This is a genomic window from Psychrobacter sp. 1Y10 (assembly GCF_052259005.1).
Classification (GTDB): Bacteria; Pseudomonadota; Gammaproteobacteria; order Pseudomonadales; family Moraxellaceae; genus Psychrobacter; species Psychrobacter saeujeotis.
In genome coordinates, this window is sequence record NZ_JBQQES010000013.1 from 1 (window position 1) to 26,063 (window position 26,063).

Genomic DNA, 26,063 nt, shown 5'->3' on the forward strand with positions numbered 1-26,063 from the left:
AGTATATAAGTATATAAGTATATAAGTATATAAGTATATAAGTATATAAGTATATAAGTATATAAGTATATAAGTATATAAGTATATAAGTATATAAGTATATAAGTATATAAGTATATAAGTATATAAGTATATAAGTATATAAGTATATAAGTATATAAGTATATAAGTATATAAGTATATAAGTATATAAGTATATAAGTATATAAGTATAACTAAAAATGTACGTCACATCATTACTAATAGCAATATGTCACAGCAAAAATAGCATCGCCTTTTTTAACTAGCGTATATCCATCATGATAGACGTCCTATATCAAAGACAGCATAATAAAATGCCTACTACTAGGTAAATTACCGCTATTGGATACCAATTTGAGCTACTAAAAGGAATACTTGAGCCGCTCATATTCGTTATAATCCGCTCACCAATCAAAAACCACTAATCGTTAATGAGGAAACCACTATGGTGAAGTGTCACTTATCAACCATCATGGGCGAAAGACGTCTTAAAATTGCCGATGTCGCAAGAGATACTGGTATCAATCGTGGCACCATTACTCGCATGTACCATGAAGAAGCCACCCGAGTTGATCTAGATGTCATCGAGTCTTTATGCACGTATCTTAGAATCAATGTTGGCGATTTATATGAAATCATAAATGAGGACAGCAGTGAGTCTCCTGAGTGAACACCCTCACTCATAAGATATTATTACCTTTAAACGTATAAAAAGACCTTCAGAAGGTCATTTTCTCTTGTAATAGATTAAAATATAGGTATAATTTGACCTGTAGTAAGTCATTTTATCCATTATTAACACACAATAATCTACAGGAGAATACCAATGAATAACAATCTATCGCGGCTCAACAGCTGCACATGGTTTAGTGAACAGGCTAAAGCCTTAGCTTCTCAGCTGTTATCAAGCTTACAAATACAGCAAGGTGTACAATTGGCATCATTACTGGGTGTTGACGCTATTCTTTATAATGATGAAGCGGTTTATGTCTGGGTACAACGACAGCTGGATGATGGTCTTATCGTTGACGACTACACTTTAAGCATCCTTGAAACCGCCTTTATGGAGTTGGTCACAGCTCATACTGACCAAGCAGCATAATTATTTTAGCTGATATTCGCAGATATCTTGTTCGACAAGAAACAATAATCTTTAAAGCCAGATAAAGTTTCATTATCTGGCTTTTTTCTAATATGGCCATAAAAATTTAACAGACGCCATACTAATGGCTTTTTAATATAGACAAAGATAACGGCAGTCAAACAAACCTTTTTTCATTGATATATGTTTTAGAAGACTCATTTTTGACCAAGGCTATCTGCTACCAGTATCTAGCCTAAAAATGCCCGTACAATTATCTACGCTACCCCAACCCTATAAAGGCCTCTTTGAGGAGTATGGTTCACTATTACCATAAACCTTTACTCAGTAGGTTTCGCGCGAGTCGACCCAGATATTTTATAATAAACAAAGCCTTTTTCATCTCTCAAAAAGCTTTTACTGTCTGCTCTGACACACCAGCTGATCACATCAGGCTGATCTTTATTAACATCACAAGCCAAAATAAACTGCGCACTTTGAGCATTATTAAAGGCCTGTTTCCAACCCGTTTCAAGCTCATCGATGCCGCGCTGTAGCTCTGCTTGCTGCTGTCTCATCTCTGCAATCTTATCAAAGCTTGGTACATACCAAAATATCAGGGCCATAAGGCTCATTACCACTGCTGCCGTACACGCAGCGGCTACTGCTGCTATCCTTTTAATACTCATGAACTCAATAGACTTGTAAATCTTACCCAAGTCTTCATCAGCATCCTCTTTTACTTCTCCAATCCGCTTTTTTGTAGCGGTCTCAAAATCCTTGATATCTTGAACAATCTGCTCATGACCGGCTTGATACTGACTGGTGAATAGCGCAAGACTGTCCGCACTAGCGCCAAGCTTATCAGCCACCGCTTGCATGGCATTCACTTTCGCCTCTATGCTGTCGTTTTTAGCAGTGATGACCGCCTGTACAGCCGTATCAATCTGCTGTTTCATATTGGTGATGATGTCCGCTATTTTGTCATCATAACGGCTCGGCATCTCAGTGTCAGTAAAGGTAGTCACTGCCGCTTGTAGCTGTTCTAACACCAGATTCTGATACTGACTCAATGCTTCTGAGGCACTGTTTGCGCTACCATCCAGCTTTTGAGTAACGGCAGTCATCTCCTCTATCTTGGCATCAATATGGCCAAGCGATTGATCAAGGCGCGTTGCCACCGCATCATCGGCTTGTCCAATCAATGCTCGCAGCGCTTCGATCACAGGTTTGAGTCTGGTCACGAGATTAATAAGCTCGTCGTGAATGTCGTACTCATTGCTATTGTCTTTATTCATGGGATGCTCATTATCATAATGCCGCCTAAAATGGACGTGGTGATGGGTAGCGGCGTGTTTGTGCTTGTTCATGCGCTTGGATAGCGCTCTTCGTTTTTTGCAAATGATCTGTCACGGTTTGCGTGAGCGTTGCCGCATCTATGGTGATAGCAGGAACGTGCTCAAAGCGCTCATTGATCTGGGTTAATACCTCGACCTTATCTTGATTGTCAGGCAAGCGCTCAAGCTGTTGCCACAGCGATGTTGCTGCCTTCTGCACCTGCGTTGCAATTTTTTTGGCATCGGTGTCTCGTAAACTCTTTTGTAGTGTCGTAAAGCTGTCAGCGCGTTTTAGAGTGGTGAATATAAATGCTTGTGCGGCAACCGCCTCAGCCGCGTTGATCACTTCGATCGGTGCATCAACGGCCTTAAAATCAAGGGTATCAACGCGGTCACGCACCCGTACCACTAAATTGTCAAATCGATCTCGATATGCTTTGGTCTCATTGATTCGCTGACGCTTAAGAGATGCCTGCTGCCGTCTCTGTTGTAAAGCTACTCGCCGCCTGGTTAAAGCCTCCTCTCGTGCGCGCTCAGCCTCTTCCTTAAGCTTTGCTTGCTCATGTGCTTTATTGAGCTGGTGGTGAAGCACCATCGTACGGTTGCGCCAGTCATCAAGCCGATCTGCGTTCAATTGAGTGGTCTTGGTACGGGTAATCTCATCGTATAGGTCATCATCTTGCACAATCACAGCTTCACTTTGATCCAGTAAGGCGATACGCTGCTCATAAAACGGCGACAGGCGCTGATAGGTTTTCTGACTGGTATTAATTTGCTGCTTTAACTGTTTGATGTCTTCATTATTTGTGGTCTTAAACGCTTTAACATCAGCGGTCAATGCCGTTAAACGAGTGTAAGCATCCGCGTCTACCTCTACTGCTTTTAACGTACTGAGCGCCTCACGCTCTTTTTCAAGGTATTTAAAGCGCTCAACATCCAGATCTGCAAATGCGGCAAACTTATGATAAGTGTCCATGTTATTGGTGACGTCTATATCTTGTAGATCAGCAAACGCTTGATCCCACTGTAAGGATAAGTCGGATTTTTCAATATCAATCTCATCAAGTGCTTTAAAGCCAGTCGCCAGTTTATTCAGCTTTGCGGCAAATGGTTTTAGGGTGGCCTTTAACCCTTTGTAGTCAGCAACGACTTCATTATTAAGCGGGATCAGCTTTTTTAGCACCGCTTTATTGTTCAGCACTATTTTATCAATCTGTGACAGTTGCTTCTCAAGACTGGTAACGGCACGGCCCGTTTGTAGGGTGTCGTCTTGTCTAAACTGCTCAACCAACGCTAAAGCCTCATTTAGAGCCTCGCTTTTCTCTTTTGTGTTTATTTGCTTGGTAAGCTCAATCATTTTTTGGCGGGACGTGCTGTAATCCTGTCCCACCTCTTCGGTGAACCTCGGTGTGCTTTTAATATTTTTGTCAATAGTGATGGTCTGTTTAGACTGGTGTGCTAACTCTTCATGCAGCCTATCAATGGTTGAGAATAAGGCGCTGCGTACCATCTTTTTTTGCTGCTCAAAATCGTCTGAGATCACTAAAAGCTCATCAAGTACGTCATCATTGGCCGCATCACTATGAGTCTGACTGTCCTTTTTAAGGGTAGCGGGTGTCAGTTCAGCGGCGGGATCCACCAAGCGAATGTTACTAAGCTCAAGTCGCGCAAAGGGTTTACGCTTTTTATAATGCACTGTAACGCCATTAACCTCTTGTGCGTTGCTCTCAAGATCAATGCGACCCTTGTCGTCATACTCAATTACCAGACCATTTTTTTCGATGTAGGCATTGATCTCATCAATTGTCTCGTTGTATTCATGAATCACTGAGCGCTTACCTTTTAAGACATCCTTATACAATGACTTGCCCAGTTTCATTTTTGGTAAACGATTAATGCCCTGCTCACGGTACGATTTCTCATTGATCGCTTTATTCTCAGGCAATAGCTCGTTAGCCATATCCGCCCAAAGGGTGCGTTGATATTTAAGCTCATCACCGCGCCCATTTAGTCCTTTGGATAGCCGCTCACCGGTTGACCACTGTGTCCAATTCTTACGCTTCGATAAGACATAACCTTTATCCGCATCCGCTAATACTTCACGGCTTGAGAGTAAAATATGGGCATGAAAGTTACTACTGGTCAGCTCAACCACTTCACCTTTCCCCACATGTTTCTCATGACTGTGGGGTCGATGGATGGCCACATCGACAAGCACATTATAGCGATCAGATAAGGTTTGAGCGTAGCGCTCGACCAGCACCATGCGCTGATCAGCCGTGATCCCCTCAGGAAACATCATGTCAATCTCAGTACCCAATTGCGCGTTTTTACGAGTCTCAATACGTTCGATATCATTCCAAAACCCCTCACGCGTTACCGCCAAATCCCCAGCAAGAGTTGGCGTTATCAACGCCGTATGCATCACATTTTTCTCAATAACTTGCGTGTATTTAGTACCATCACTGTCCACTAAATTTAAGATTTTGTCTTTAGCTTTACTGGTGTAATCGTGGACGACTCCTGACTGCTCATCAACCAGTTTTGAGCCAGAATTATAAGCCGACTTTGCCACCACGCTATGATTTTTCGCCTTACTAACGGCGCTAACCGACAGATGGAACCCTTTATTATTCATAGCAAAAAAACCCAATATTGAGAGATGATTTTTTGGGGGTTGTAGGGGGTTCGCCCCCTGCCGAACGACGGAGTTTATGTAAAAAAATAGCGCCCCTTGTGGGCCTTTTTTACATAAACTCCTAAGTTCGCTCTTAACAGAGTGTTAAAATACTACTGCGCCCACGAAACGATGTGGTCTTGTGTATTTTACTACCTTGCATACCTGTGTATGTACTGCTAGGATCAACTCTATCATAGTTGGCTAAAAAAAGGATGAGGTAATGTCAGTAATATCAGATGATTTATTTGCAAATAAGATTAAGCAATTACAGGCTCTTAAGAAAGAGATTGATCAGGACAGGCTTGAAGCACATAAAATATTGGGGGAGTGGTTGGCCAACGCATTAGACGATGATGACAATCATGAACTGCAAGCTATTTTTTTAGACGCACACGATAATGAAAAATATGTCCGTTTGAAAAAGCACCGTGAATTTTTAAAATCAATCGCTCATAAGATGCAAAGTGAAGCTAAGGAAACACCAAGCAGCTTTACACCACCTAAAAACAGTCAGGACAGTGACTACGGTTCATTGCTTGATATTTATTCATCATCACAGTAGCTACTCGAAATCGCCTAATTGAAGGTACAGCTGGATCGTCTACTAATTAGCGAAAGGTTAGGAGACGGTTATCGGCTGTTTTAAGCGTTTTAGAATAGCTTTAGCTACCATCGTATCGGACAGAGCGTAAAACGTATATAAGAGTGGTTTCTAGGCTTTTTAGCAACGGTTTGATAAGTGTTTACAGATGTGTCGATAATGGCTACTGAAAATGAAGACAAACTATCTACAAAAAATGAGACTGATATTGAGAATGTGAAAACAGGGTTGTCCAGAATGACAGACGAAGATATTCAAAATATCTTTGACCATGCTTTTGAAGATCTTCAAAGATCTAAGCTTGATCCGAACCATGCGAACGTGGAATAACATTAAGTAAATGGACAATTGCATTCTGAGCTACTGATCAGTTTTACAAGTGATTGGTCGATCAAATTATCATCTTAAATCCGTCGGTTTTTTGGTTTTTTCCTTATTATTTAAAATAAAAATATATTTTTTACTTTTAAAAACTTTTAAAGACTTTTAGACAGTCTGTAAGCTTTGCTATTAAAGGGTTACGCACTCTATTATGCTACTTTTATCCCGCATTATGCTACTTTTATCCCGCATTATGCTACTTTTATCCCGTTTAAATGCTACTTTTATCCCGCATTATGCTAGTATCTTAAAGTAACTAGCATAATGAGGTTGTCATAATGAATGATGTCGAGCTATACGAAAAAAAATATCCTGAAAAATGGATTGTTATGCAGAATAAAATTACTCAAGCTTTTAGAGAGATGTCTATTGATGAGAAGCGCATCATTATTCTAGCGAGCCCATTGGTTAGGGTTAATAATGCTACTGAAAAAACACCGATAGAGGTTGCGTCTTCTGAATTTGCTAAGCTTAGCGGAATAGATAGAAACTCGGCTTATAAGCAAATGAAATCAGCTAGCAAAAAATTAATGAAGCGTACATTCATTTATGAGGATAAGGATGGTGATGATACAGAGGTTCAATGGCTAATCAGGTCGAAATATGCAGATGGCTATATATCGATGCATTTTACAGATGAGGTAATATACTTACTTCAGGTTTTTGATAAGCTCAACCCTTACACTAAATATTTAAAAGAAGATATCTTAAACCTCAAATTGACTTACTCGTTAGACCTTTACCATCTAGCAAAAAAGTCTGAGGGGAAGGGTGGTTTTTCTATGACTTTAGATCAATATAGGCAAGAACTTGGCACGCCTAAGTCGTATGAGCGCATCAACAATTTGAAAGAGAATGCAGTTGATGGGCCCATAAAAGAAATTAATCAGAAAACCGACATCAAAATCACCTATGAAAACATCAAACGTGGACGCACAGTTACAGGTTTGACATTCACCGTCAAGGCCAAGCCAACTAAGAAAAAAGGACAGGAGGGCCTAAATCAGAATAATGAGGATAGAGATATCCCACCTCTAACCGTTAAGCAAATTGATCGTTTTGCCCCTTTGTTGGCTAACTACTCACCGTTTGGTAGTTACGCACCATCAGGTAAAAGCACTCAAGAAGTTATTAGTTGGTTACACACTCAATTAAGAGATGAGGCTTTTTTAAAGACCCACAAAAAGCACTTACTGGCGATAGGCTATACGTTCCCTAAGCAGAAATCATAATATGAAAAAAGCATGCTTAGTAGTTTTGGCATTACAAATGGTTTATATTGTACGTACATATATAAGCCATTTGTAATGCCATGACGACAACCAATTATAATATCAGGCTCGATCAAGAGCTCAAGGATAGCGCCTTTGCCGTGTTTGAAAGCTATGGATTAACGCCGTCTCAAGCAATCAAATTGTTCTTAACTCAAGTGGCGCAAACCAATACCGTGCCGTTATCCTTTGATTATCAAAAACCCTCTAATCTTAATACGCCGCCACAAACTTCTGCGGGTGATTACGGATTGAGCGGCCAGCGCCATAAATAAATCAGTGTAAAAATAACTGTACAGATATAAGTACAGATATGGTATATAATATCAGTCATACAAATAAAGATGACCAAACACGGAGTAATCGTTATGGATGTTGTGAACTACACTGATTTTAGAAAGGGCCTAGCCAAATATATCGATAAGGTAGATACCGACAAATCGCCGATCGTGATTACTAGACAAAACGCCAAACCTGCGGTACTCATGAGTTTAGAAGAGTTTAATTCATATGAGGAAACGCTTCATCTGCTAAAAAGCCCCACTAATGCCAAGCGCCTCAGACGCTCTATAGCCGATGCTAAGGCGGGTCGTTTAATCGAGCATGACATCAATACGGATGACGCATTATTGACTTGTGATGATGAGGTGGACGCTTGATCTTATCTTGGACACAGGATGCGTGGGAGGACTACGAATACTGGCAAAAAACCAGCAAAGAGAAGGTCAAGCAAATAAGTAAGCTGATTAAAGCCATCAAACGTGATCCATTTGAGGGTATTGGTAAACCTGAACCACTCAAACACGATCTGGCAGGCTATTGGTCGCGTCGCATTGATCAAGAGCATAGACTGGTTTATGAGGTTCAAGATGATGCCATTATCATCGTTCAGTGCCGATATCATTATTAAGTAAACAGTGTTAGTTCACAAAAGTGCTTGATCCTAAGAATCAGGCACTTTTTTATTTTCCATTCTGGCTATGTGTCCTAAAACGAACGAGAAAGCTCTGTAGAGACGTCTAAATATATTGGTTAGTACTTCGACCTAAACATTCGACAACAAACCTTATGTGGTCATACGACGCCATATAATTGCTAATGGTGACTATACCTCTGATCACGTTACCACAGAATAAAATAGTTGCTGTTTTATTCTTACCTAAAAATACACGTATATTATTTTGTATTTATATATACAGATTTAACAGATTTATACGTTTTTCGCCAATCCTCTGTAGCGCTTCATTTATAAGTATTACAGGGGATTTTTTTTATTTAAATGACGACGTTAACCTTGTTATAGGTAGACAAATACCTTGTTGTTTTAGTGTATAGGTAGACATTTAGCTTGTTTTAGGTAGACAAATACCTTGTATATGACGAAAAATTATAAAATTTTTCGTCATATATGTTATATTAGTTAAAACCAAACAAATAGGTCAGGATATGACACCTGAAGAAATGCAGGGTTTTCAAGACAAGCTTAGGCAAGACTTTGGCCATACAATCAGGGTACGCGTTGAAAAACCGCTGACACCAGAGGAGCGTGAGGCTTTAATCAATCATATTAGATACACAAGAAATGATTTCAACGCCTCTATTGAGATTATTGAGCCCATTCCTATTGACTTTGATTTTGAGGTATTGCCTTTTGAAGAAGAGATTCAAAAGCCTATACAAGCCCCTCAAAATGCAAGTTCAGATGCCAGTAGTACAGCATCCGATAAAAAAGACCATAGCAACTGGGTTTATGGGCCGAATTGGATTGTGCTACAAAACAGATTATTAAACGCGATTACAGATTTGACGCATAACGAGAGACGACTGATCATGCTTTTATCGCCAAAGGTTCGAGCTGCCGTTGATAAAAATGCTAATCAGCGGACGTTTATGTTGACAGCTTCAGAGTTTGCCAAAGAATATGGGCTCGAAAAAGATGGTACATACCAGCTGCTAAGTGAGTTATCGGATAGTTTGCTACAAAAAGCGTTTTGGTTTTATGATTTCAAAGCAGATGAGGTCGTCAATAGAAAAGGTAGCAGTTGGGTTGCTGAGTGTGAGTATCTAAAGGGTCAAGGGCGAATAGCGGTGACGTTGACAGATACAGTGACTGAGATGTTAACTGTATTTGATAAGTCAAACACGTTCACGAAGTACGAGAGGCACTATATCGTGGAGCTGGGCTCTTACGGTATTTTAATGTTCGAGCTTGTCAGTAGCTGTTTGCACTTGCAGAGTGGTAAAAAAGCGTACTCAGTTGCGTATCTGCGCCAAAAATTCAACTGCACAGACAAGTATGAGAAAATCACAGACTTTAAAACTAAGGTCTTAGGTAAAGCCATAGCAGAGGTTGAGAAGCACACACCGCTGAAGGTTAGCTATACAGAAAACAAAATCGGCCGAGAAATCAGTGAAATCGTGTTTTGTATTCGGGACACCAGCAGTACAAGCCTTGAAGATATTGTCAAAGTGTTTAGTCCAGCTGAGATTAAAAAATATGGTTGGAAACTTAAAGACAAGCATGAGGTAGTTAGTAATTTTCCTCAATCGATTAAAACGCCGGTTGAGACACAAAAAGAGATCGAGGCGCGTATGGCAAAACCTGAATACTACGCAGAGTATGTGCGCTACTTAAAAAAATTAACCGACTTTGATGAAAAGCTACATATAAAAAATATGCTCAAAAGAGCCAATTAACAGCGCTTTAACCTCACTTGTGACGCACACATCAAAGGGAGTCGATGATAGTGAACTCGTGCGGTCTCTTATGCAAGGCATATTATAGGATTTAGTAGGGAGTATTATGAGCAAGGTTAGCTATAAAATAGACGAATTACCGCCACTAACTGCTAAGTAGTAAGCAGATTCAGAGCATCTAGCCACGCTTAGCGATGACGACATTGATTTATCGGACATTCCAGAAGTCACCGACTGGTCAGGCGCGATCCGTGGCAGTATCAAATTTCAAGCGTTGTCTACGGAAACCAGTGTCATTAGCCCAAGTATCCTTGCCAAATTCAAGGACAGAGCTAAGCAAACAGGCGGTAACTATCAAGACATGATCAACGATGCCCTAGAAGAATACCTAACCGATCACTAGGCATTAAATAACAAGCACATGACCTCAAGATTACTTGGGGTTTTTTTACATTCTATATTGTAGTATGTTGTATATTGTAGTATATTATATACAACATACTACAATATACTATTAAGGGATACAAAATCATGGCACTCACGATACAAGATATTCATGCAGCAGCAGACCAATTACAAGAGCAAGGGGTTAAGCCGACACTGGCAGAGGTGCGTAAGGCGCTAGGCGGTGGATCATTCACGACTATCAGTGATGCGATGCAAAGCTGGAAGCGAGAACAGCAAGAAGAGCAAGAGCTACAGCAAGTAGACTTACCTAGTGGTATCACAGAACGCTTGCACACGCTTGGGGCTGATATGTGGCAGACGGCTATTGATATGGCTAATGATAGATTGTCTAAAGAGCGTGAAGCTTTAGAGGTGGTTAAGATCAAGGCACAAGCAGAGATGGACGAAGCGCAAGAAGCGGTTAAGACCTTGGAGGGGGAACAAGCGGATTTACTACAGCAACTGGACGAGGTGACCGGCACTGCGGAAACAGCAACTAAAAGCGCACAGCAAGCCACAGCTGACCATGACGCTACCAAACAGACGCTATTAGATACTAGGCATGAATTAGAGCTTGAACGCACTAAGGCTAAGACCGCGCAATCACAGCTTGCAGAGGTGAGTAATGCATTAGATAAGCAATCTATAGAGCTGACTAGCAGTCTTGGTGAGGTAGCCACGCTTAAAGCCACAGCTGATAGTGATAAGGCAGAGATTGCACGTTTAAAGATTGAACTTAAAAATACTAAGTCAGAGCTAAAGGCAGTCACCACTGAGCGGAATGATATACAAACGGCTACCGCAGAGATCAAAGGAGAGTTAAAGGCAGTCACCGCTGAACGTGACAAGCTATCAGGACTTAATAATCAGCTGACTCAAACTCAGGCTAAGCTTGAAGCCGAGCATAGCGTATTGAATAAACAATATAGCGAGCTATCAAGCCGTCATTTATCAAAGCAGGAACAAGTGACTCTGTTACAAGATCAACTTAAGAAAGCACAAGATGCTCTAATACTTATTCAAAACAAAGATAATACTTTGGATGCTGACTAAATAAAAGTATTCGAGGTTTCAGTTTAATTAGGATTTCAAGATAAAGAACAGTTATGAGTGTGAAAGATACTTTGCCCAAGACATAGATCTCGTTCTATTCACACTAAGCTTATGAATCAACCATGACAATATCGACTCACTGAATAAGTGATTGTTGTATATTAACTATTCTAAATTTTTCTCTGGACTCTTATAGTATATAGCCTAGTGGGCTATATACTACTTAAATTAGCCTAAGTGAGTTTATGCTGATTTTGGAGCCTTGAGCAGATTTCAAGGAACACTCACCCTAAAGCAGTTATGAGTATAATAAAAACACTCACAAACACTTTAGTGCATTCCTTGGATTTGATGTGATTAGTCATGCCGACTTCATCGCCCATCGCGTCATCAAGACCGTATCACTGTATCAAGCTACGGCTGTTATGATTACGGCTGATAGCACCGCCTAGACACGCTCATAACCGCTACTGTGCTGTCATACGCTAGCAAGGGCGTTCGCCCAATATACCGCTACGATATGCACAAGTAACCACTCATTGCGTTGCTCTGATCCTTTGTCTAGTCACCCCTGTAGGGAGCTCACCCTTATGTCAAACGCAGTCGTCACCGAGGCCTGCCACCCATTTGACGGGTAACAATTACAGAGAGAGCTGCACGAGGATGTAACGAGCGAATAAGTATACGGTAGGTATATTGATATTGAGCAGACTTTAAGATAAAATGCACTTATACGGGCATTTAATGCTGTTCAAATAACGCACTTCACATGCTTATTTGTTCGTTACAGCGTGTTGACGCACACTGTAACCGTTAATTACATTAAAAACTAAATGCCTCTAGGAGTCAACTCCCAGAGGCATTTTTTTGTTTGACATATAGACTAGGTTTTTAATATCTAGTTCTGCATTAAATTGCTTAGGCTTTTTTTATCATCATTTAGCGTAAGTATTTCAATTATTTTGAAGTTAGCATTTAGTACATACTCACAAGACGTTAAATTTCCAACCATACTAGGGTGGTTTAAGTAGGAGTATAACTTGAAAATTATCTTTACCATTCCTCCACTATCCACTGTACTGATAGCTGGCTGTGCCACAAACTCTGTTTAGACTATATCCTCTGAACAAAGGAATGTAGTCACAACCGTATTAAAACTTAATAGCTCTGCCTAACCACGCTACCAACTCACGGGCAGGAGCCTGACTCAAACACTGTGGACAATTAATATAGGTCATTATACAGTCATTTAAATCAGTCAACATATGCAGTAATAACCCTAAACCAATTATCTTATAGGGCTTTGGTAAAAACAACATGCCCGCATATACTGCCATCGCATAATAAGTATGTAGCGGATGGAAATTAATACTACAACGATTGGGCGAAAAGATAGGTGTCGCTAGAAGATGATCTAAATCAACTAGCATGGTTGCTATTAGGATCAAATAAACTCGCTTATAGTCACTACGAAAAAACATATAGGCGATAATCAACGGCATGCCAAAATGTAGAAAATAATGGATAACGGTTTGACTCATCGATTTTTCCGATTCAAGATAGTTTGTAGTGGCACATCAATCTCAGATAAAACATAAGATATTTTTGTCTTTCGACTGCATGTGAAATATATACATCATACACTCACCTTCTCATTATTATACCTGTCCAAAAAATCACTGGTTGAGATGAGATATAGACTTATTACCATAATAGCTATTTAATAGACTTTATATATTTTTCTTCAAATTAAAATGCAGCAATCTAAATACGGATGAATCATGAGTAATCCAGATAACCACAGTCATCAAGCTCCAAACCCTAAAAATATGAATAAGGCTTTTTATATTGGAATTGGTCTAAATTCTGCATTTACGCTGATTGAGTTCATAGTGGGCTACTCAATCAATTCATTAGCTTTAATCGCAGACGCTAGCCACAACTTAAGTGATGTTGCCAGTTTAATAATCTCGTTAATTGGAATGAAATTAGCACAGAAAGCATCTACTACGCTTTATACCTATGGCTACAAAAAAGCTTCTATAATGGCGTCTCTTATTAACGCCATATTGTTAGTTACAATCGTTATAGGTATTGCGTATGAGGCCTTGGGTCGATTTGATACCATACCGGAAGTTGCAGGAAAAGTTATTATTATTACAGCTCTAATAGGTGTATTTATAAATACTGTTTCTGCTTTTGCATTCTACAAAGGTCAAAAAGACGATATTAATGTCAAAGGTGCTTTCTTGCATCTAATGGTAGATGCATTGGTCTCTGTAGGTGTCGTTATCTCGGGCATTATTATTTACTATACAAGTTGGAATATCGTTGATCCTCTAGTTAGCTTGATTATTTCAGTCGTTATACTGTTATCGACTTGGGGTCTACTAAAAGAGAGTATCAAGCTTGCTATCGACGGAGTACCTCAAAATGTTGATCTCAGTAAAATAACTGCTATCTTAGAGAGCTATAATTTTATTCAAAACTTTCATCATTTACATATCTGGGCTTTGAGTACCACTGAGAATGCTCTTACAGTTCATATTGTACCGAAGACCGATATAACGTTTGAAGAGACTATTACTATGAAAGAAAACATCAAGGAAGATTTGGCGCATCAGAATATACAACATGCAACTATTGAATTTGGTACTAAGGCAGATGACAATCAAAAATCGCGTGCATTAAATGAAAGTATCAACTAAAAGATGATAGACCGTATATAGCTATCTCTTTTTAAGTATGAGGCGCGTGCCTTATGTCGACATAATTTTTTCAATCAGTTCTTATGTGATCAATAGTTTAAAACTTTTATATTTACGTGCGTTAGGACGTTACCTAGAAAAAATAAAAAACTTACGCTGATTAAATTATTATGATTAAGTTTACTATTACCCTCGTCTTCTAAGTGTGGTTAGACCTTGGCCAAAATAGCTTAGTAGTAATAACAGGGTTATTATTATCAAGATAGGATAATTTCCCATAAGCATAAAGGGAGTGTTACCAACCCGTGCCTGTATCTCACCACGTAGTACAGTACGCTCAAACTGCGGTGCGCGTTTTACAATACGACCTTTATGGTTAATGATAGCGGTAACACCAGTATTGGTCGCTCGAATAAACCAGCGCCCGTTCTCAAGCGCGCGCATTTGTACCATTTGCAAATGTTGCAATGGTCCTGCTGAAGTGCCAAACCAGGCATCGTTAGAGACGGTCAACAAAAAGTCAGTATCGATTGCATTTTTACGCGTGGTATCTGGATAAGCTACCTCATAACAGATAGCCGTCCCTATATTGTGTCCACGCACCTGTAGCGGTGACTGCTGATCACTACCACGACTATAGCTCTTAATATCCTGACTACCGGCCAAACTTGGGAAAATATCGAGCACGCCTTCAAATGGAATATACTCTCCAAAAGGCACCAGACGCTGCTTCTTGTATAGGCCTTCCGCTTCTACACCTCGAGCAATCACGCTATTGTAAAATGGGGGATACTTATCCGTATTGGCATTGAATGCCACTTTATCCTTATAAGGGATACCAGTTATCCATGTCGTATTGGTCGCATTAGCCATTTCTATCATTTCACTAATAAAGCCCGCAGCCTCATCCTGAAACATCGGAATAGATGATTCAGGCCACACCACAACATCACGTCCCCACTCAGTGCGCGTTAACTTCGCATAAATCTTTAGCGTTTCTACTTGATATTGAGTCAGCCACTTTATATCTTGTGAAATATTACCTTGAATCAATGACACTGACAGATCAGGTGTGCCCTTAGGTTTTGTCCATTGCGGATTGACCAGCCATAATGATGTGCTAATGGCTAATAACAGTACAGAAACGACGGCATAACTACTGCGCCGAAGCAGTAGCTCTACTAAACTTGCAGCCAATAGTATGGCAACAAAAGAGACGGCAAAAACACCAGCAACGGGTGCTAAGGACGATAACCAATACTCTTCAGTAAACGCATAACCAACAAACAGCCACGGAAAGCCTGTGAATAACCAAGTTTTTAACCATTCTTGTAGCACCCAAAGAGCAGCAAATGAAAAGGGTTGTTTGCCTACCATACGGTTAAAGGCTAGTGCTAAAAATCCATGAAACAGTCCCATACCGAGACCCATCAATCCAATCATAATCAATGCGAGCCACGTTGGAGTATCGCTATAATCATGGATAGCTGTATAGAGCCAAAAGCCGCCGACGCACCATAGCCCCATACCGTAAGCTTCACCGATAATAAAAGCGCGACGACCACTCATATTTGGCACCAACAGCGCATATAAAATCGCTGGTGACACTATTGCTAGCGGCCAGAACCCATAAGGCGATAATGCAAATAAAAAAATAGCCCCTGCAAGCCATGCTGCTACTAGCGTAAGCCATAGCGGTAATTGATTTAAGTGAGTACTCAAACGCTTTTGTAGACTAATAGTAGACAGGTGCATCGCAAATTATCCAAAATTATGAGCCTTGAATTTTTAATCAAAATCCAAAACTCAGATAGACCCGTTAATACTACAGGCAGCATTTCAAAATAAAAACTGCTTATGATACCAGTCCGCACTGCTCAATGTATAAATTTACGTACCCCGTTTGATGGGTTATTATGCTACATTACCAAACGATATGAAGTGTTACTTGACCTTCTATAGCTCACAATATTTACAGTACATGAGAGAGCACTATGACCCCCTTAAAAATAAAATCCAGTCTTATATTCAATCGTCATCTGTCTAAGGGGTTGCGTGGTACGCTGGTGTTACTTGCCGCCTCATCACTATTTGCTTGTAGCCAACCGAGTAGTGGCGTATCTGATGCAAACACAACATCAGTAACAACCGAAAATGCAACAGCTATCACTTTAAAGGAAGATGAACCAAACGCTAAAAGTGCTCACATGATGACAAGGTCAGTAAGTAAACCAGACTTACTAAAAAACGTCTCAGCCACTGTCTATAAAGATGCCAATTGCGGCTGCTGTAAAGAATGGATAAGTCATGCAGAAGATAATGGTCTAAGTGCAACCGCGCAAGATGTTGCGGACTTAGCCGTATTTAAAGAGCGCTACAGCGTTCCAAATGAAATGCGTTCTTGCCATACTGTAGTCACTACGGATGGTTACGTCTTTGAAGGTCATGTACCCGCTAAATATATGGCGCAGTTTTTAGAAAATCCGCCAGTACAAGCTATGGGTCTTGCCGTACCTGGCATGCCTATTGGTAGCCCAGGTATGGAGTATCAAAATAAATTCATGCCCTATCAGGTTATGCAGCTCAATAAAGACGGGACAACCCAAGTTTATGCTGATATTGAATCGGTAGAGCAGCAATTATAGTGTGTTAGCAGTTAAGAATACTTTGATTATAGTGTTAGCGTTAAAAGTAAATGAGGTAGGTATAAGACTGTTCTATTGCTTATAAAATGATTCTTCATCAAAAAATTCATTAGCTATTGCGACTTTAAAATTAAAAATAACTTTGAATTTGTAACTTTTGATGACAATGTAAGCGAATTTATCGGTTATTAACCCTTAAAATAGATAAATGACTAAGGGTTAATACAAGAATATACAGGATGTATCGAAACAATTACGTAATATTACATAAGCTAGTAGGGAATTAGCATCTATATTAATATTATAAATTAATTATATTATCTTAATAATTAGTTAGACCCTATATAGGGTAATTACTTCATCCAATAGAAAAACGTCTGAGGGTTAAATCTAAATTATAGATTTAACCCTCAGACGTTTTTTTTGCTTATAAAACAGTAGAAATTGTGGTCAATCTAGTCAGCTATATTCTGTACATGTTACACAAACTTACATTGTAAAATGTGGGATATTAGCAATTTTTTCAACATCAAAAAAGTATTTTTGGGGTTTTTAAGGGTGATGACAGGCTAAACAGCCTATGCTAAAGTCGGCTTTGTGTTTTGGCCAGCAGCTTGATTTGCAACAGCTTCGTAAGACTTCAATGATGCTGTGATCGCCAATAATCATTTTTTATATGAATAATATGCAGCAGAAGTATCAGTCACTATGACGTATATATACTTGAGTTGTTGAAATTTAATTGACTGCGCTGTTGTTGATAACAGACCATTTTGAATTAACCGTAGGTATTAGATTTATGAAACAGGCTTTATTGATTTTGTCAGTACTGGGTATGGGCATAGCACAAACGAGTGGTGCTGCTATCACAATCTCTCAAACAAATAATACCATCACCAATACTTCTGTGGCATCAAACTACGGTTCATCAAAAAACATCTATAGCACTAGCAGTGGTGCTTATGTTTCTAGTAATGACGAAATCAGTCAAGCTATTAGCAACCTAAGTGCGCAGGCTAAGCAAAAAGAGAGTCGGCTTTCATCATTAAACAGCCGCTTATACGCTGAAAAACAACAGCAGCAAGTCAATACAGTTCCTGATAGCAATTCAGCCCCCGCTATCGCTGCTGCTCGTGCTTCACGAGTGGCTCTATCTGGTAGCTCTGGATACTGTGCCCGTTACGTACGTAAAGCACTACAATCAGCAGGTTATGAGTTCACCCCCAATCCTTCAGCCTATCAGTACGCCACTCGTGGCACGCTTGATAAAGCAGGTTTTAGCAAAATCAGTAATGATATGCCAACCCAAGTAGGTGATGTTATTGTCTATGATCGCTCATCAAAGCGTCCACATGGCCATATCCAAATCTTTGATGGCGAAAACTGGATTTCTGATTTCCGTCAGAACAGCATCAGCCCATACAGTGGTGTCTATGCTTATACCACATGGCGTGATTCAAAATACGTGGATGACGCATCCGCATCAGATCGAAATATCTACCTTGCTATGAATGATAAATAAGACCTGATAAGTCAGCACAACATAGTTATTATTTCCTCCAACCCCAGTAGTGATCTTAATATCATTGCTGGGTTTTTTTGTGCTTAACATCAGGGTGTATTTAACCTTTCATGATTTGATCAGTCAGAAATGAACACTACTAATATCATTACTCATGACAAGAATTATCGGCAAGAGCCTTTAATATCCCACATGATACCGCTGGTGCACTACTTGCACATTTCTGGCGCAAAACAGTCAAGTGCTGCTTTAAGTGCATCAGTTCTTCCATTCGTATTTCTACAGCATAAATTTGCTTATCTAGTAAGGAGCTCACATCACCACAGTCTTTATCAGGTTCCTCCCAAAACTCAAGTAAGATTCGTACTTCGTCTAGAGCCATGTCAAGCGTACGGCAGTGTAGGATAAATTGTAGACGCTCAATGTGCTCTTCATTATATAAACGATAATTCCCTGCGCTGCGAGAAGGCTCAGGTAATAAGTGCTCCTTTTCGTAATAGCGAATGGTTTCCACTGTGGCACCTGTGCGTTTAGCGAGCTCACCAATTTTGATTGTCATAATAACCTCTATGATTTAAATAATTAAAGTGGCTGTAAAGACTGGCGCTAGAGAAATTAAATTTACAAAACTGTAGATAGACAACCTTGACTCTAAAGCCACTAGAGGGTTCATAATACCATTATTCAAAGGGTAAATTATTATGAAATATCATATTGAAGGTATGGACTGTGCCAGTTGCATCGGCAAGATTGAAACAGCTTTGAAACGTATGCCTGGGGTTTCTGATGTTGAGCTAAATTTTGCTACAGAAACGCTAGAGCTAAGCTTGGCCCCTGATGCGCCGACTCAGGCTAGTGATATTGAAAAAACCATCAAAAGCCTAGGGTTCGGTATATCTGCCAATACTGGTCAACAAACTGTATCGGCTATTGATATTGACAGCGACAATCAGATGGCTCCGCAGGATAAGCGGTGGTGGCAAACTCAAAAAGGCAAACAGGTTGTTGGTCTCGGTATTTTGATGGGCAGCGCTTATGCACTGTCACTACTGTTGCCCGCTTATGGGATATGGGTGTTTGCCATCGCTGTGATTGTAGGCGTTTTTCCATTTGCACGCAAAGCCTTAGCACTGGCTAAAACAGGTTCATTCTTTTCAATTGAAACGCTGATGTCCGTCGCCGTGCTTGGCGCACTTATCATTGGTGAAGCTGAAGAGGCCGCAGCGGTTGTCTTTTTGTTCTCAATCGGTGAACTGTTTGAGAGTATCGCTGCTGATCGCGCTCGCGCTGGCATCAGAGCCTTATCATCGCTGGTTCCGAAAAGTGCGATTTTACTTGATGCTCAAGGTGGGCAGCGTAACGTTCCAGCGACTTCACTACAAGTGAATGACCTTGTGCTGGTGCGTCCTGGAGATAGGGTATCTGCTGATGGTTCCATTGTTCAAGGTGCGTCCAGCCTTGATGATTCGCCCGTGACGGGAGAGTCTGTTCCTGTTGCCAAGACGATGGGTGACAATGTATTTGCAGGGTCAATTAACATCGATGGTGTGCTCCAAGTGCGCGTAGAAAAGACAGCCGCCGATAACACTATTTCGCGCATTATTGATTTGGTAGAGCAAGCGCAAGCTTCCAAAGCACCCACTGCCCGTTTTATTGAGAAATTCAGTCGTTACTATACACCGGCTGTGATGGCTATTGCCGCCCTAATTATCATCGTCCCACCGTTAACCATGGGCGGAGATTGGTCAACTTGGTTATATCGAGGTCTAGCCTTATTATTGATCGCTTGTCCTTGTGCTCTTGTGCTCTCAACACCAGCTGCTATCGCCTCTGGTCTAGCGGTCGGTGCGCGCCGCGGCTTGCTGATCAAGGGCGGTAGTGCTTTAGAAACCATCGGCCAAGTGAAGACAGTCGCTTTTGACAAGACAGGCACTTTAACTGAAGGCAAACCACGCGTGACCGATGTTGTTGACATTACACAAGAGTATTCAAGTGTTCAAGGTCAGGATTCTCAGGATCAGGGTTCTCAAGGTAAAGATAAGGTATTGGCGCTCTTTGCCAGTGTGGAGACAGGTTCTAGTCACCCGCTTGCTGAAGCTATTGTCAGTCATGCCAAAGCCGCCAAAGTTGTCATACCTGTGGCTTCTAAAGCTTCTGCTACTGCGGGTAAAGCGGTACACGCAACTATCGCTGGGCGCGCGCTAGCTATCGGTTCGCCTGTTTATGCCGCAGATGAGGCATCAATTTCAGCCGAGCAACAGGCACAAATCGAGGCGCTGCAAAATGAGGGCAAGACCGTCTCAGTTCTTTTCGATGAGCAAAGTCGAGAAGTGCTTGGATTGGTCGCACTAAGAGACGAGTTACGAGACGACGCTCATGAAGGTGTGGCTCAACTTAAAGCGATGGGTGTGCGCTCCGTCATGCTAACAGGCGACAACCGCTTAACCGCTCAAGCACTTGCCAGTAATTTAGACGTGGAATGGGAAGCTGAGCTGTTGCCTGAGGACAAACTGCGCTTGCTTAACGAGATGAAGAATAACAGAAAAATAGCGATGGTGGGTGATGGTATTAACGATGCGCCAGCACTAGCAACCGCTGATGTTGGCATCGCGATGGGTGGTGGTACCGATGTGGCCATTGAGACGGCCGATATCGCATTATTAAAAAGTCGTGTTACAGACATGGCCCATCTGATTGCACTTTCGCGTGCCACCATGCGCAACATTCATCAGAACGTCATTTTCGCTTTAGGTCTCAAAGGCGTCTTTCTGATCACGACCGTATTCGGCATTACTGGACTATGGATTGCGGTTCTAGCTGATGCTGGAGCAACAGTGCTCGTTACTCTCAATGCGTTACGTTTACTGCGCTTTAAAGGCGCGCCTCCACTGGTAACTCCGCCTAAAGTAGTTAAATAAAACCCTTCGAAATCAATTAAAAACTAGAGATAGCAGCAGATTTCGGGGGTGGGTTCTAATAATAAAAATTCCACCGCTACAGTAAACTGCAACCGCATTAGAGTAAATAAGGTTAGACCGTATGTTGATTACAGAATTGGGCTATTTTGCCTTGCTTACCGCTTTTGTATTGGCGTTATTGCAGGTAATTCTGCCAACTATTGGTGTTATTCGTAACCAAGTTGCTTGGCAACGACTAGCCCCTAGCTTAGCTTGGGCACAGTTTGCCGCCATGATAACGTCATTTGGCGCTTTGATAGCAGGTTTTTATTATAATGATTTTAGCCTCAGTTACGTCGCGCAGCATTCCAATACGCTGTTGCCTTGGTACTATAAGTTATCGGCGACATGGGGCGGACACGAGGGCTCTTTGCTGCTATGGATGACCATCATGGCCACATGGTGTGCACTGGTATCATACTTTAGTCGCGGCTTGCCGTTATCAATGCGTGCGCGGGTATTAGTTATTTTGGCCGGTGTACAGTTAATGATGCTAACAATGCTGATATTTACCTCGTCACCGTTTGAGCGTACCTTACCCAATCTAGCGGTCGATGGCGCTGATTTAAATCCTGTCCTACAAGATTTCGGTCTGATTATTCATCCGCCCATGTTATATATGGGCTATGTGGGTATGGTAGTGCCTTTTGCATTTTGTATGGCGGCATTGTGGGAAGGGCGTTTAGATGCTGCTTGGACACGCTGGTCACGTCCATGGGCGCTGGCGGCTTGGGGATTTTTGACCATTGGTATTGCACTGGGCTCGTGGTGGGCCTACTACGAGCTTGGCTGGGGCGGTTGGTGGTTTTGGGATCCGGTAGAGAACGCCTCGTTTATGCCTTGGCTTGTCGGCTTAGCATTGCTGCATTCATTAGCAGTCACTGAAAAGCGCGGGGTGTTTAAAGCATGGACCATCATGCTGGCTATTTTCGCCTTTGCCTTAAGCTTGCTTGGCACGTTCCTGGTACGCTCTGGAGTCCTTACCTCAGTGCATTCGTTTGCCGCTGATCCGACGCGTGGTTTGGTTATCTTAGCTATTCTTGGCATTATCATCGGTAGTGGTCTATTAATGTTTGCCGTTCGAGGTTGGCGTTTAACCGTTGAAAGTCAATATCAGCTGATTTCACGTGAGTCCTTTTTAGTGATCAACAACGCCATCATTTTGATTGCAACCTTAGTGGTGCTGCTCGGCACCCTTTACCCTATTATCGCTGATGCTTTTGGTTTAGGACAAGTGTCCGTTGGCCCTCCTTATTTTAATGCATTATTTGTACCTTTAACGTGGCTGTTATTAATAGCTATGGGTATGGGCTCAAATATTCGCTGGAAACAAGATAAGCGTCCGTTACTAGGGGTGGGTATCGCCATTGCCGCTAGTAGTATCGTATTGGCTGCTATTATCGCCTACTTTACCAGTCCATCTGCTATGTTCAATATTGGCGTGACTTTAGCGGTGAGCTTTTGGGTACTGCTATGGATGATCGTTGACTTTAGAGACAAAACCAAGAACGCCCCTAATTTCTTTAACGGTTTGCGGCAGTTGCGTCTGAGCTATTGGGGTCAACAGACTGCTCATATTGGCGTATTGGTTGCTGTCATTGGCATAGCCTTTACTAGTAGCCTGAGTATTGAGCGTGACGTAGCAATGGGTATTGGCGATACAGTCAATGTTCAAGGTTACGATTTTGAAGTAACTGAATTTTTTGAAATAAAGGGTAGTAACTTTGATGCAACGCAAGCGCAAGTGGTGGTATCCAAAGACGGTCGTGAAGTGGCGAAACTGACTCCAGAAAAGCGTACTTATATTATCAGCACGATGCCAACAACTGAAGCTGCTATTGACCCCAGTCTTATGCGCGATGTTTATGTCGCACTGGGCGAACCTATTGCCGATGGTAGTAACCAATGGGCATTAAGGATTTATGTAAAACCATTAATTCGCTGGATTTGGTTAGGGGCAATTATCATGGCTCTAGGTGGATTAATTAGCATGCTTGATAAACGATACCGCATCAAAAAAGTTAAAGCTCCATTGCTAGTTACTGGTGATCTGGCTACTGATGGAGTCAATGAGGTAGCTATTGAACAGGCAATCTCAGCATCGACGATGTCGACACTAAAGGAGAAATAAATGACTATGTCGAATAATACTCCTGAGCAAAAAGATAGCCAAAACAGTAAGCAGCGTAACCCAAAGACAATGAAAAAAAAGCAGACGAAGCTATGGTTCTTAATTCCGCTTATCCTCTTTTTTGGTTTGGTAGTTATATTGTACATGCGCTTAGGTAAACCAACAGACATTGTGACCAATACCGCTCTTGAGCGTCCGGTTCCTACCTTTGAGCTGCCGTTATTAGCAGATACTACCCGTACTATCACCAATGATAATTTGCCGGATAAGCCGTTTTTACTTAATGTTTGGGGCTCATGGTGCCCAACTTGCGTTATTGAGCATCCGTTTTTAATGCAACTAGAAGAGCGCGGCGTTGATATCGTTGGTGTGAATTATAAGGATGAGATTGGTAATGCGCTCAGTTACTTAAACCGAGGCGGTGATCCATTTTCTATGTCTATTCAGGATTCATTGGGTCAGTTTGCTCTAGACTTAGGCATAACTGGTGCGCCCGAAACCTTTGTTGTGGATGGAGATGGCATCATTCGTCAGCATATTGTTGGTGAGATTAATGAAGCCAATTGGCAACAGCGTGTTAAGCCGTGCCTGACAGTACTTAATAAGGCTAATAAGAACAACGATAGTCCTGATCTCATTCAGGTTGAGGAGATGTGCAAATGAACGTTACTCGAATAAGAGCTCCTCAACTAAAACCCAATATAGTTTTAAAACTAGCAAGCTTAATACTAGCGTGTCTGCTTAACATGACGGCAAACGCAGCTATTGACGTATACGATTTTGACTCACCACAGCAAGAAGCTCAGTATCGTGGATTAATAGAAGAGTTTCGCTGCCCAAAATGCCAAAATCAAAACCTTGCAGCCTCTGATGCACCGATTGCACAGGATCTAAAGCAAAAAGTCTATGATTTAATTAAAGATAGACGTAGTGATGCTGAAATACGCGTCTATATGCAAGAGCGCTACGGTGACTTTATTAGCTACAAGCCGCCTATGCGACCATCAACATGGATCCTATGGTTTTTTCCACCACTATTATTGCTCGTCTTAATTATTGGTTGGTTTTGGCAAAGTAAGCGTCGCCAAGTTGTTGCCCGTGGTCAAAGCGGCGTCACAGTGAACAGTACTGCTGCCTTGACCTCTACGGAAAAGGCTGAGCTTGATCGTCTATTATCGCAAGCTGAGAGTGTCGACCACGACATTACTAGCCTAGAGGACAAAAAATGACTCTATTTTCTACTTTTGGCTTATTTGTAACTCTAAGCTTGCTGATTGCCCTTATATTTGCGCTGATTGCTATTATGCCATGGCTACGAGCACCGCGTTTGCAGTCCAAACCAATAGACAATCAACTGCTAGATATTAATGTTGCAGTATTTCGCGAACGTTTAGCTGAGCTACAAACAGATAAAGACAGCGGTACTATTAATAATAGCCATTATCAAAATCAAAAGCTGGAACTGGAGCGTCAGCTATTAGATGCGCAGCGTCAGATAACACCTATGGTCACCCCTGATGTCAAAAGCCGTTTAATTGTCGCAGCTTGGATCCCAATATTGGCTGCAATGGCGTATTTACTAATAGGCAATCGTACGCCCGTGTTTGATTTGTGGACAGCTGAGGACAAAGTAGGACAAGTGGCTGACGACCTATTGACAGCTAAAATTGACAAGCCGCCATCATGGGCGTTTGAAGATGGTCGTCAACTGATTAGCGCCATGCAAACCAATGTTCATCGTAATGCTGATGATCCTAATCGCTGGATGCGCCTATCCGAGCTTTTCTTATCTATGGAGGCAACTGATTCTGCGCTGGAAGCCTTATCTCGTGCCTATCGTTTAGCTCCTGAAAATGAAGAAATCGCCACCACTTATGCTCAGACTAGCTTTTTCGTTAATGAAGGTCAGTTAGACGCCAATATTCGCCGTGTATTACAAGCTATATTAGCTAAGAATCCACAGCATGAACGGGCTCAAATGCTCATGGCAATGGGTGAGACTCGTAGTAGTAACTTTGCCCAAGCGCAAGGTTGGATTAAACGCTTACAAGGCAGCATTGTGGCCAAACCAGGTGATCATACTAAAGCTTTAGCAAGCTTAGATGAGTTAAGCAACTACGTTAGCACGCAAGAAAAGCAAGCGCTAGAAGGTATTGACGTGACAGTGAAAATTAACGCTAATTTATTACCGTTAGTGAAAGCTGATGATGTGTTGTTTGTTGCGATACGTGACGTTAAAGGAGGTCCACCGTTTGCCGCCAAACGTTTACCCATTAGTATTATCAAGCAAGGTGAGGCTAGTATCCGCTTAAGCAATCTTGATGCGATGATGCCAGATCGTACGTTAAATTCAGCTCGTAGTGACAAAACTCAGTTAGCAGTCGTTGCTCGTATTAGTCATAGCGGTAATGCCATAGCAGAGTCAGGCGACTTATCGGGTAATCCTATAGTGATTAGCGCTGAACAGACTCAGGTTAATGTTGAAATCAATCAACAGATTCCCTAATAAAAAATTATTACCGTAAGTTTCA

Annotated in this window: 24 protein-coding genes; 19 read left to right on the plus strand and 5 right to left on the minus strand. The window is 41.4% G+C overall.

Annotation, left to right across the window (positions count from 1 at the left end):
- The first annotated feature begins 466 nt into the window (after positions 1 to 466).
- Positions 467 to 691 carry a helix-turn-helix domain-containing protein gene (locus ACTXGH_RS13135; RefSeq protein WP_025652654.1) on the plus strand — a complete coding sequence of 75 codons (225 nt, stop codon included), beginning with the start codon at positions 467 to 469 and terminating at the stop codon, positions 689 to 691.
- Positions 692 to 847: 156 nt separating this feature from the next.
- Entirely contained in the window at positions 848 to 1,123 is a 276-nt protein-coding gene (locus tag ACTXGH_RS13140) for a hypothetical protein (RefSeq protein WP_439297166.1), read from the plus strand.
- Positions 1,124 to 1,443: 320 nt separating this feature from the next.
- Here the strand turns inward: ACTXGH_RS13140 and ACTXGH_RS13145 are convergent, their stop codons facing one another.
- The gene (locus tag ACTXGH_RS13145; protein ID WP_439297165.1) at positions 1,444 to 2,400 is read right to left on the minus strand and encodes a hypothetical protein; all 957 of its coding nucleotides are present in this window, start codon (positions 2,398 to 2,400) and stop codon (positions 1,444 to 1,446) included.
- A 25-nt stretch (positions 2,401 to 2,425) separates the two neighbouring features.
- Complete coding sequence (locus ACTXGH_RS13150; protein WP_439297164.1) at positions 2,426 to 5,077, minus strand: MobA/MobL family protein; 2,652 nt, start codon at positions 5,075 to 5,077, stop codon at positions 2,426 to 2,428.
- Between the two features lie 262 nt (positions 5,078 to 5,339).
- Here ACTXGH_RS13150 and ACTXGH_RS13155 point away from each other — a divergent pair, with 262 nt between their 5' ends.
- The 9 genes from ACTXGH_RS13155 to ACTXGH_RS13195 all read left to right on the plus strand — a co-directional run bounded on the left by ACTXGH_RS13155 (position 5,340) and on the right by ACTXGH_RS13195 (position 11,569).
- Positions 5,340 to 5,681, plus strand: a complete 342-nt coding sequence (locus ACTXGH_RS13155; protein ID WP_218690611.1) for a hypothetical protein — start codon at positions 5,340 to 5,342, stop codon at positions 5,679 to 5,681.
- Between the two features lie 198 nt (positions 5,682 to 5,879).
- Positions 5,880 to 6,050 (plus strand): hypothetical protein, encoded by a 171-nt coding sequence (locus tag ACTXGH_RS13160; RefSeq protein WP_157292455.1) that lies wholly within the window; start codon positions 5,880 to 5,882, stop codon positions 6,048 to 6,050.
- A 329-nt stretch (positions 6,051 to 6,379) separates the two neighbouring features.
- Positions 6,380 to 7,333 (plus strand): replication initiation protein, encoded by a 954-nt coding sequence (locus ACTXGH_RS13165; RefSeq protein ID WP_045448300.1) that lies wholly within the window; start codon positions 6,380 to 6,382, stop codon positions 7,331 to 7,333.
- A gap of 80 nt (positions 7,334 to 7,413) precedes the next feature.
- Positions 7,414 to 7,647: a type II toxin-antitoxin system RelB/DinJ family antitoxin gene (locus ACTXGH_RS13170; protein ID WP_025652648.1), complete on the plus strand. Its 234-nt coding sequence runs from the start codon at positions 7,414 to 7,416 to the stop codon at positions 7,645 to 7,647.
- Between the two features lie 93 nt (positions 7,648 to 7,740).
- On the plus strand, positions 7,741 to 8,031 hold the full coding sequence (locus ACTXGH_RS13175) for a type II toxin-antitoxin system Phd/YefM family antitoxin (protein WP_025652647.1): 291 nt from the start codon (positions 7,741 to 7,743) through the stop codon (positions 8,029 to 8,031).
- The gene (locus ACTXGH_RS13180; RefSeq protein WP_025652646.1) at positions 8,028 to 8,282 is read left to right on the plus strand and encodes a Txe/YoeB family addiction module toxin; all 255 of its coding nucleotides are present in this window, start codon (positions 8,028 to 8,030) and stop codon (positions 8,280 to 8,282) included. The genes ACTXGH_RS13175 and ACTXGH_RS13180 overlap by 4 nt, the downstream gene beginning before the upstream one ends.
- Positions 8,283 to 8,818: 536 nt before the next feature.
- The gene (locus ACTXGH_RS13185) at positions 8,819 to 10,069 is read left to right on the plus strand and encodes a replication initiation protein (RefSeq protein ID WP_218690612.1); all 1,251 of its coding nucleotides are present in this window, start codon (positions 8,819 to 8,821) and stop codon (positions 10,067 to 10,069) included.
- A 274-nt stretch (positions 10,070 to 10,343) separates the two neighbouring features.
- The gene (locus ACTXGH_RS13190; RefSeq protein WP_143007432.1) at positions 10,344 to 10,472 is read left to right on the plus strand and encodes a BrnA antitoxin family protein; all 129 of its coding nucleotides are present in this window, start codon (positions 10,344 to 10,346) and stop codon (positions 10,470 to 10,472) included.
- Positions 10,473 to 10,600: 128 nt separating this feature from the next.
- The gene (locus ACTXGH_RS13195; protein WP_025652670.1) at positions 10,601 to 11,569 is read left to right on the plus strand and encodes a DNA-binding protein; all 969 of its coding nucleotides are present in this window, start codon (positions 10,601 to 10,603) and stop codon (positions 11,567 to 11,569) included.
- A 1,151-nt stretch (positions 11,570 to 12,720) separates the two neighbouring features.
- Here the strand turns inward: ACTXGH_RS13195 and ACTXGH_RS13200 are convergent.
- Positions 12,721 to 13,110: a DUF6122 family protein gene (locus ACTXGH_RS13200; protein WP_025652669.1), complete on the minus strand. Its 390-nt coding sequence runs from the start codon at positions 13,108 to 13,110 to the stop codon at positions 12,721 to 12,723.
- Between the two features lie 240 nt (positions 13,111 to 13,350).
- Here ACTXGH_RS13200 and ACTXGH_RS13205 point away from each other — a divergent pair, with 240 nt between their 5' ends.
- A complete protein-coding gene (locus ACTXGH_RS13205; RefSeq protein ID WP_181718484.1) occupies positions 13,351 to 14,277 on the plus strand; it encodes a cation diffusion facilitator family transporter in 927 nt (308 codons plus the stop codon).
- A 186-nt stretch (positions 14,278 to 14,463) separates the two neighbouring features.
- Here ACTXGH_RS13205 and lnt read toward each other — a convergent pair whose 3' ends face one another.
- A complete protein-coding gene (lnt, locus tag ACTXGH_RS13210) occupies positions 14,464 to 16,032 on the minus strand; it encodes an apolipoprotein N-acyltransferase (protein ID WP_181718485.1) in 1,569 nt (522 codons plus the stop codon).
- 239 nt (positions 16,033 to 16,271) lie between these two features.
- On the opposite strand from lnt, the gene ACTXGH_RS13215 reads away from it, so the two are divergent.
- Together ACTXGH_RS13215 and ACTXGH_RS13220 are read left to right on the plus strand one after the other, a co-directional pair.
- Positions 16,272 to 16,922: a DUF411 domain-containing protein gene (locus ACTXGH_RS13215; protein ID WP_102092551.1), complete on the plus strand. Its 651-nt coding sequence runs from the start codon at positions 16,272 to 16,274 to the stop codon at positions 16,920 to 16,922.
- A gap of 799 nt (positions 16,923 to 17,721) precedes the next feature.
- Positions 17,722 to 18,444, plus strand: coding sequence for a CHAP domain-containing protein (locus tag ACTXGH_RS13220; RefSeq protein WP_011513678.1), 723 nt, complete (start codon positions 17,722 to 17,724; stop codon positions 18,442 to 18,444).
- Positions 18,445 to 18,592: 148 nt separating this feature from the next.
- Here ACTXGH_RS13220 and cadR read toward each other — a convergent pair whose 3' ends face one another.
- A complete protein-coding gene (gene cadR / locus ACTXGH_RS13225) occupies positions 18,593 to 19,003 on the minus strand; it encodes a Cd(II)/Pb(II)-responsive transcriptional regulator (RefSeq protein WP_011513679.1) in 411 nt (136 codons plus the stop codon).
- Between the two features lie 142 nt (positions 19,004 to 19,145).
- Here cadR and ACTXGH_RS13230 point away from each other — a divergent pair, with 142 nt between their 5' ends.
- The 5 genes from ACTXGH_RS13230 to ccmI all read left to right on the plus strand — a co-directional run bounded on the left by ACTXGH_RS13230 (position 19,146) and on the right by ccmI (position 26,038).
- A complete protein-coding gene (locus tag ACTXGH_RS13230; protein ID WP_439297131.1) occupies positions 19,146 to 21,362 on the plus strand; it encodes a heavy metal translocating P-type ATPase in 2,217 nt (738 codons plus the stop codon).
- 121 nt (positions 21,363 to 21,483) lie between these two features.
- Entirely contained in the window at positions 21,484 to 23,532 is a 2,049-nt protein-coding gene (locus ACTXGH_RS13235; RefSeq protein WP_439297130.1) for a heme lyase CcmF/NrfE family subunit, read from the plus strand.
- Positions 23,533 to 24,195 carry a DsbE family thiol:disulfide interchange protein gene (locus ACTXGH_RS13240; RefSeq protein ID WP_011513682.1) on the plus strand — a complete coding sequence of 221 codons (663 nt, stop codon included), beginning with the start codon at positions 23,533 to 23,535 and terminating at the stop codon, positions 24,193 to 24,195.
- A gap of 83 nt (positions 24,196 to 24,278) precedes the next feature.
- A complete protein-coding gene (locus ACTXGH_RS13245) occupies positions 24,279 to 24,761 on the plus strand; it encodes a cytochrome c-type biogenesis protein (protein WP_020443538.1) in 483 nt (160 codons plus the stop codon).
- The gene (ccmI, locus tag ACTXGH_RS13250) at positions 24,758 to 26,038 is read left to right on the plus strand and encodes a c-type cytochrome biogenesis protein CcmI (RefSeq protein WP_101211261.1); all 1,281 of its coding nucleotides are present in this window, start codon (positions 24,758 to 24,760) and stop codon (positions 26,036 to 26,038) included. Before ACTXGH_RS13245 ends, ccmI begins: the two co-directional genes overlap by 4 nt.
- Positions 26,039 to 26,063 lie beyond the last annotated feature (25 nt).

What these genes read in the sequence shown, in the direction of transcription:
- ACTXGH_RS13200 (WP_025652669.1), bottom strand. Translation starts at nt 13,110, where the DNA reads ATGAGTCAAACCGTTATCCATTATTTTCTACATTTTGGCATGCCGTTG.
- ACTXGH_RS13205 (WP_181718484.1), top strand. Translation starts at nt 13,351, where the DNA reads ATGAGTAATCCAGATAACCACAGTCATCAAGCTCCAAACCCTAAAAAT.
- ACTXGH_RS13215 (WP_102092551.1), top strand. Translation starts at nt 16,272, where the DNA reads ATGACCCCCTTAAAAATAAAATCCAGTCTTATATTCAATCGTCATCTG.
- ACTXGH_RS13175 (WP_025652647.1), top strand. Translation starts at nt 7,741, where the DNA reads ATGGATGTTGTGAACTACACTGATTTTAGAAAGGGCCTAGCCAAATAT.
- ACTXGH_RS13150 (WP_439297164.1), bottom strand. Translation starts at nt 5,077, where the DNA reads ATGAATAATAAAGGGTTCCATCTGTCGGTTAGCGCCGTTAGTAAGGCG.
- ACTXGH_RS13165 (WP_045448300.1), top strand. Translation starts at nt 6,380, where the DNA reads ATGAATGATGTCGAGCTATACGAAAAAAAATATCCTGAAAAATGGATT.
- ACTXGH_RS13145 (WP_439297165.1), bottom strand. Translation starts at nt 2,400, where the DNA reads ATGAATAAAGACAATAGCAATGAGTACGACATTCACGACGAGCTTATT.
- ACTXGH_RS13220 (WP_011513678.1), top strand. Translation starts at nt 17,722, where the DNA reads ATGAAACAGGCTTTATTGATTTTGTCAGTACTGGGTATGGGCATAGCA.
- ACTXGH_RS13135 (WP_025652654.1), top strand. Translation starts at nt 467, where the DNA reads ATGGTGAAGTGTCACTTATCAACCATCATGGGCGAAAGACGTCTTAAA.
- ACTXGH_RS13140 (WP_439297166.1), top strand. Translation starts at nt 848, where the DNA reads ATGAATAACAATCTATCGCGGCTCAACAGCTGCACATGGTTTAGTGAA.
- ACTXGH_RS13230 (WP_439297131.1), top strand. Translation starts at nt 19,146, where the DNA reads ATGAAATATCATATTGAAGGTATGGACTGTGCCAGTTGCATCGGCAAG.
- ACTXGH_RS13235 (WP_439297130.1), top strand. Translation starts at nt 21,484, where the DNA reads ATGTTGATTACAGAATTGGGCTATTTTGCCTTGCTTACCGCTTTTGTA.
- ACTXGH_RS13245 (WP_020443538.1), top strand. Translation starts at nt 24,279, where the DNA reads ATGACGGCAAACGCAGCTATTGACGTATACGATTTTGACTCACCACAG.
- ACTXGH_RS13185 (WP_218690612.1), top strand. Translation starts at nt 8,819, where the DNA reads ATGACACCTGAAGAAATGCAGGGTTTTCAAGACAAGCTTAGGCAAGAC.
- lnt (WP_181718485.1), bottom strand. Translation starts at nt 16,032, where the DNA reads ATGCACCTGTCTACTATTAGTCTACAAAAGCGTTTGAGTACTCACTTA.
- ACTXGH_RS13170 (WP_025652648.1), top strand. Translation starts at nt 7,414, where the DNA reads ATGACGACAACCAATTATAATATCAGGCTCGATCAAGAGCTCAAGGAT.
- ccmI (WP_101211261.1), top strand. Translation starts at nt 24,758, where the DNA reads ATGACTCTATTTTCTACTTTTGGCTTATTTGTAACTCTAAGCTTGCTG.
- ACTXGH_RS13195 (WP_025652670.1), top strand. Translation starts at nt 10,601, where the DNA reads ATGGCACTCACGATACAAGATATTCATGCAGCAGCAGACCAATTACAA.
- ACTXGH_RS13155 (WP_218690611.1), top strand. Translation starts at nt 5,340, where the DNA reads ATGTCAGTAATATCAGATGATTTATTTGCAAATAAGATTAAGCAATTA.
- ACTXGH_RS13240 (WP_011513682.1), top strand. Translation starts at nt 23,533, where the DNA reads ATGACTATGTCGAATAATACTCCTGAGCAAAAAGATAGCCAAAACAGT.
- ACTXGH_RS13160 (WP_157292455.1), top strand. Translation starts at nt 5,880, where the DNA reads ATGGCTACTGAAAATGAAGACAAACTATCTACAAAAAATGAGACTGAT.
- cadR (WP_011513679.1), bottom strand. Translation starts at nt 19,003, where the DNA reads ATGACAATCAAAATTGGTGAGCTCGCTAAACGCACAGGTGCCACAGTG.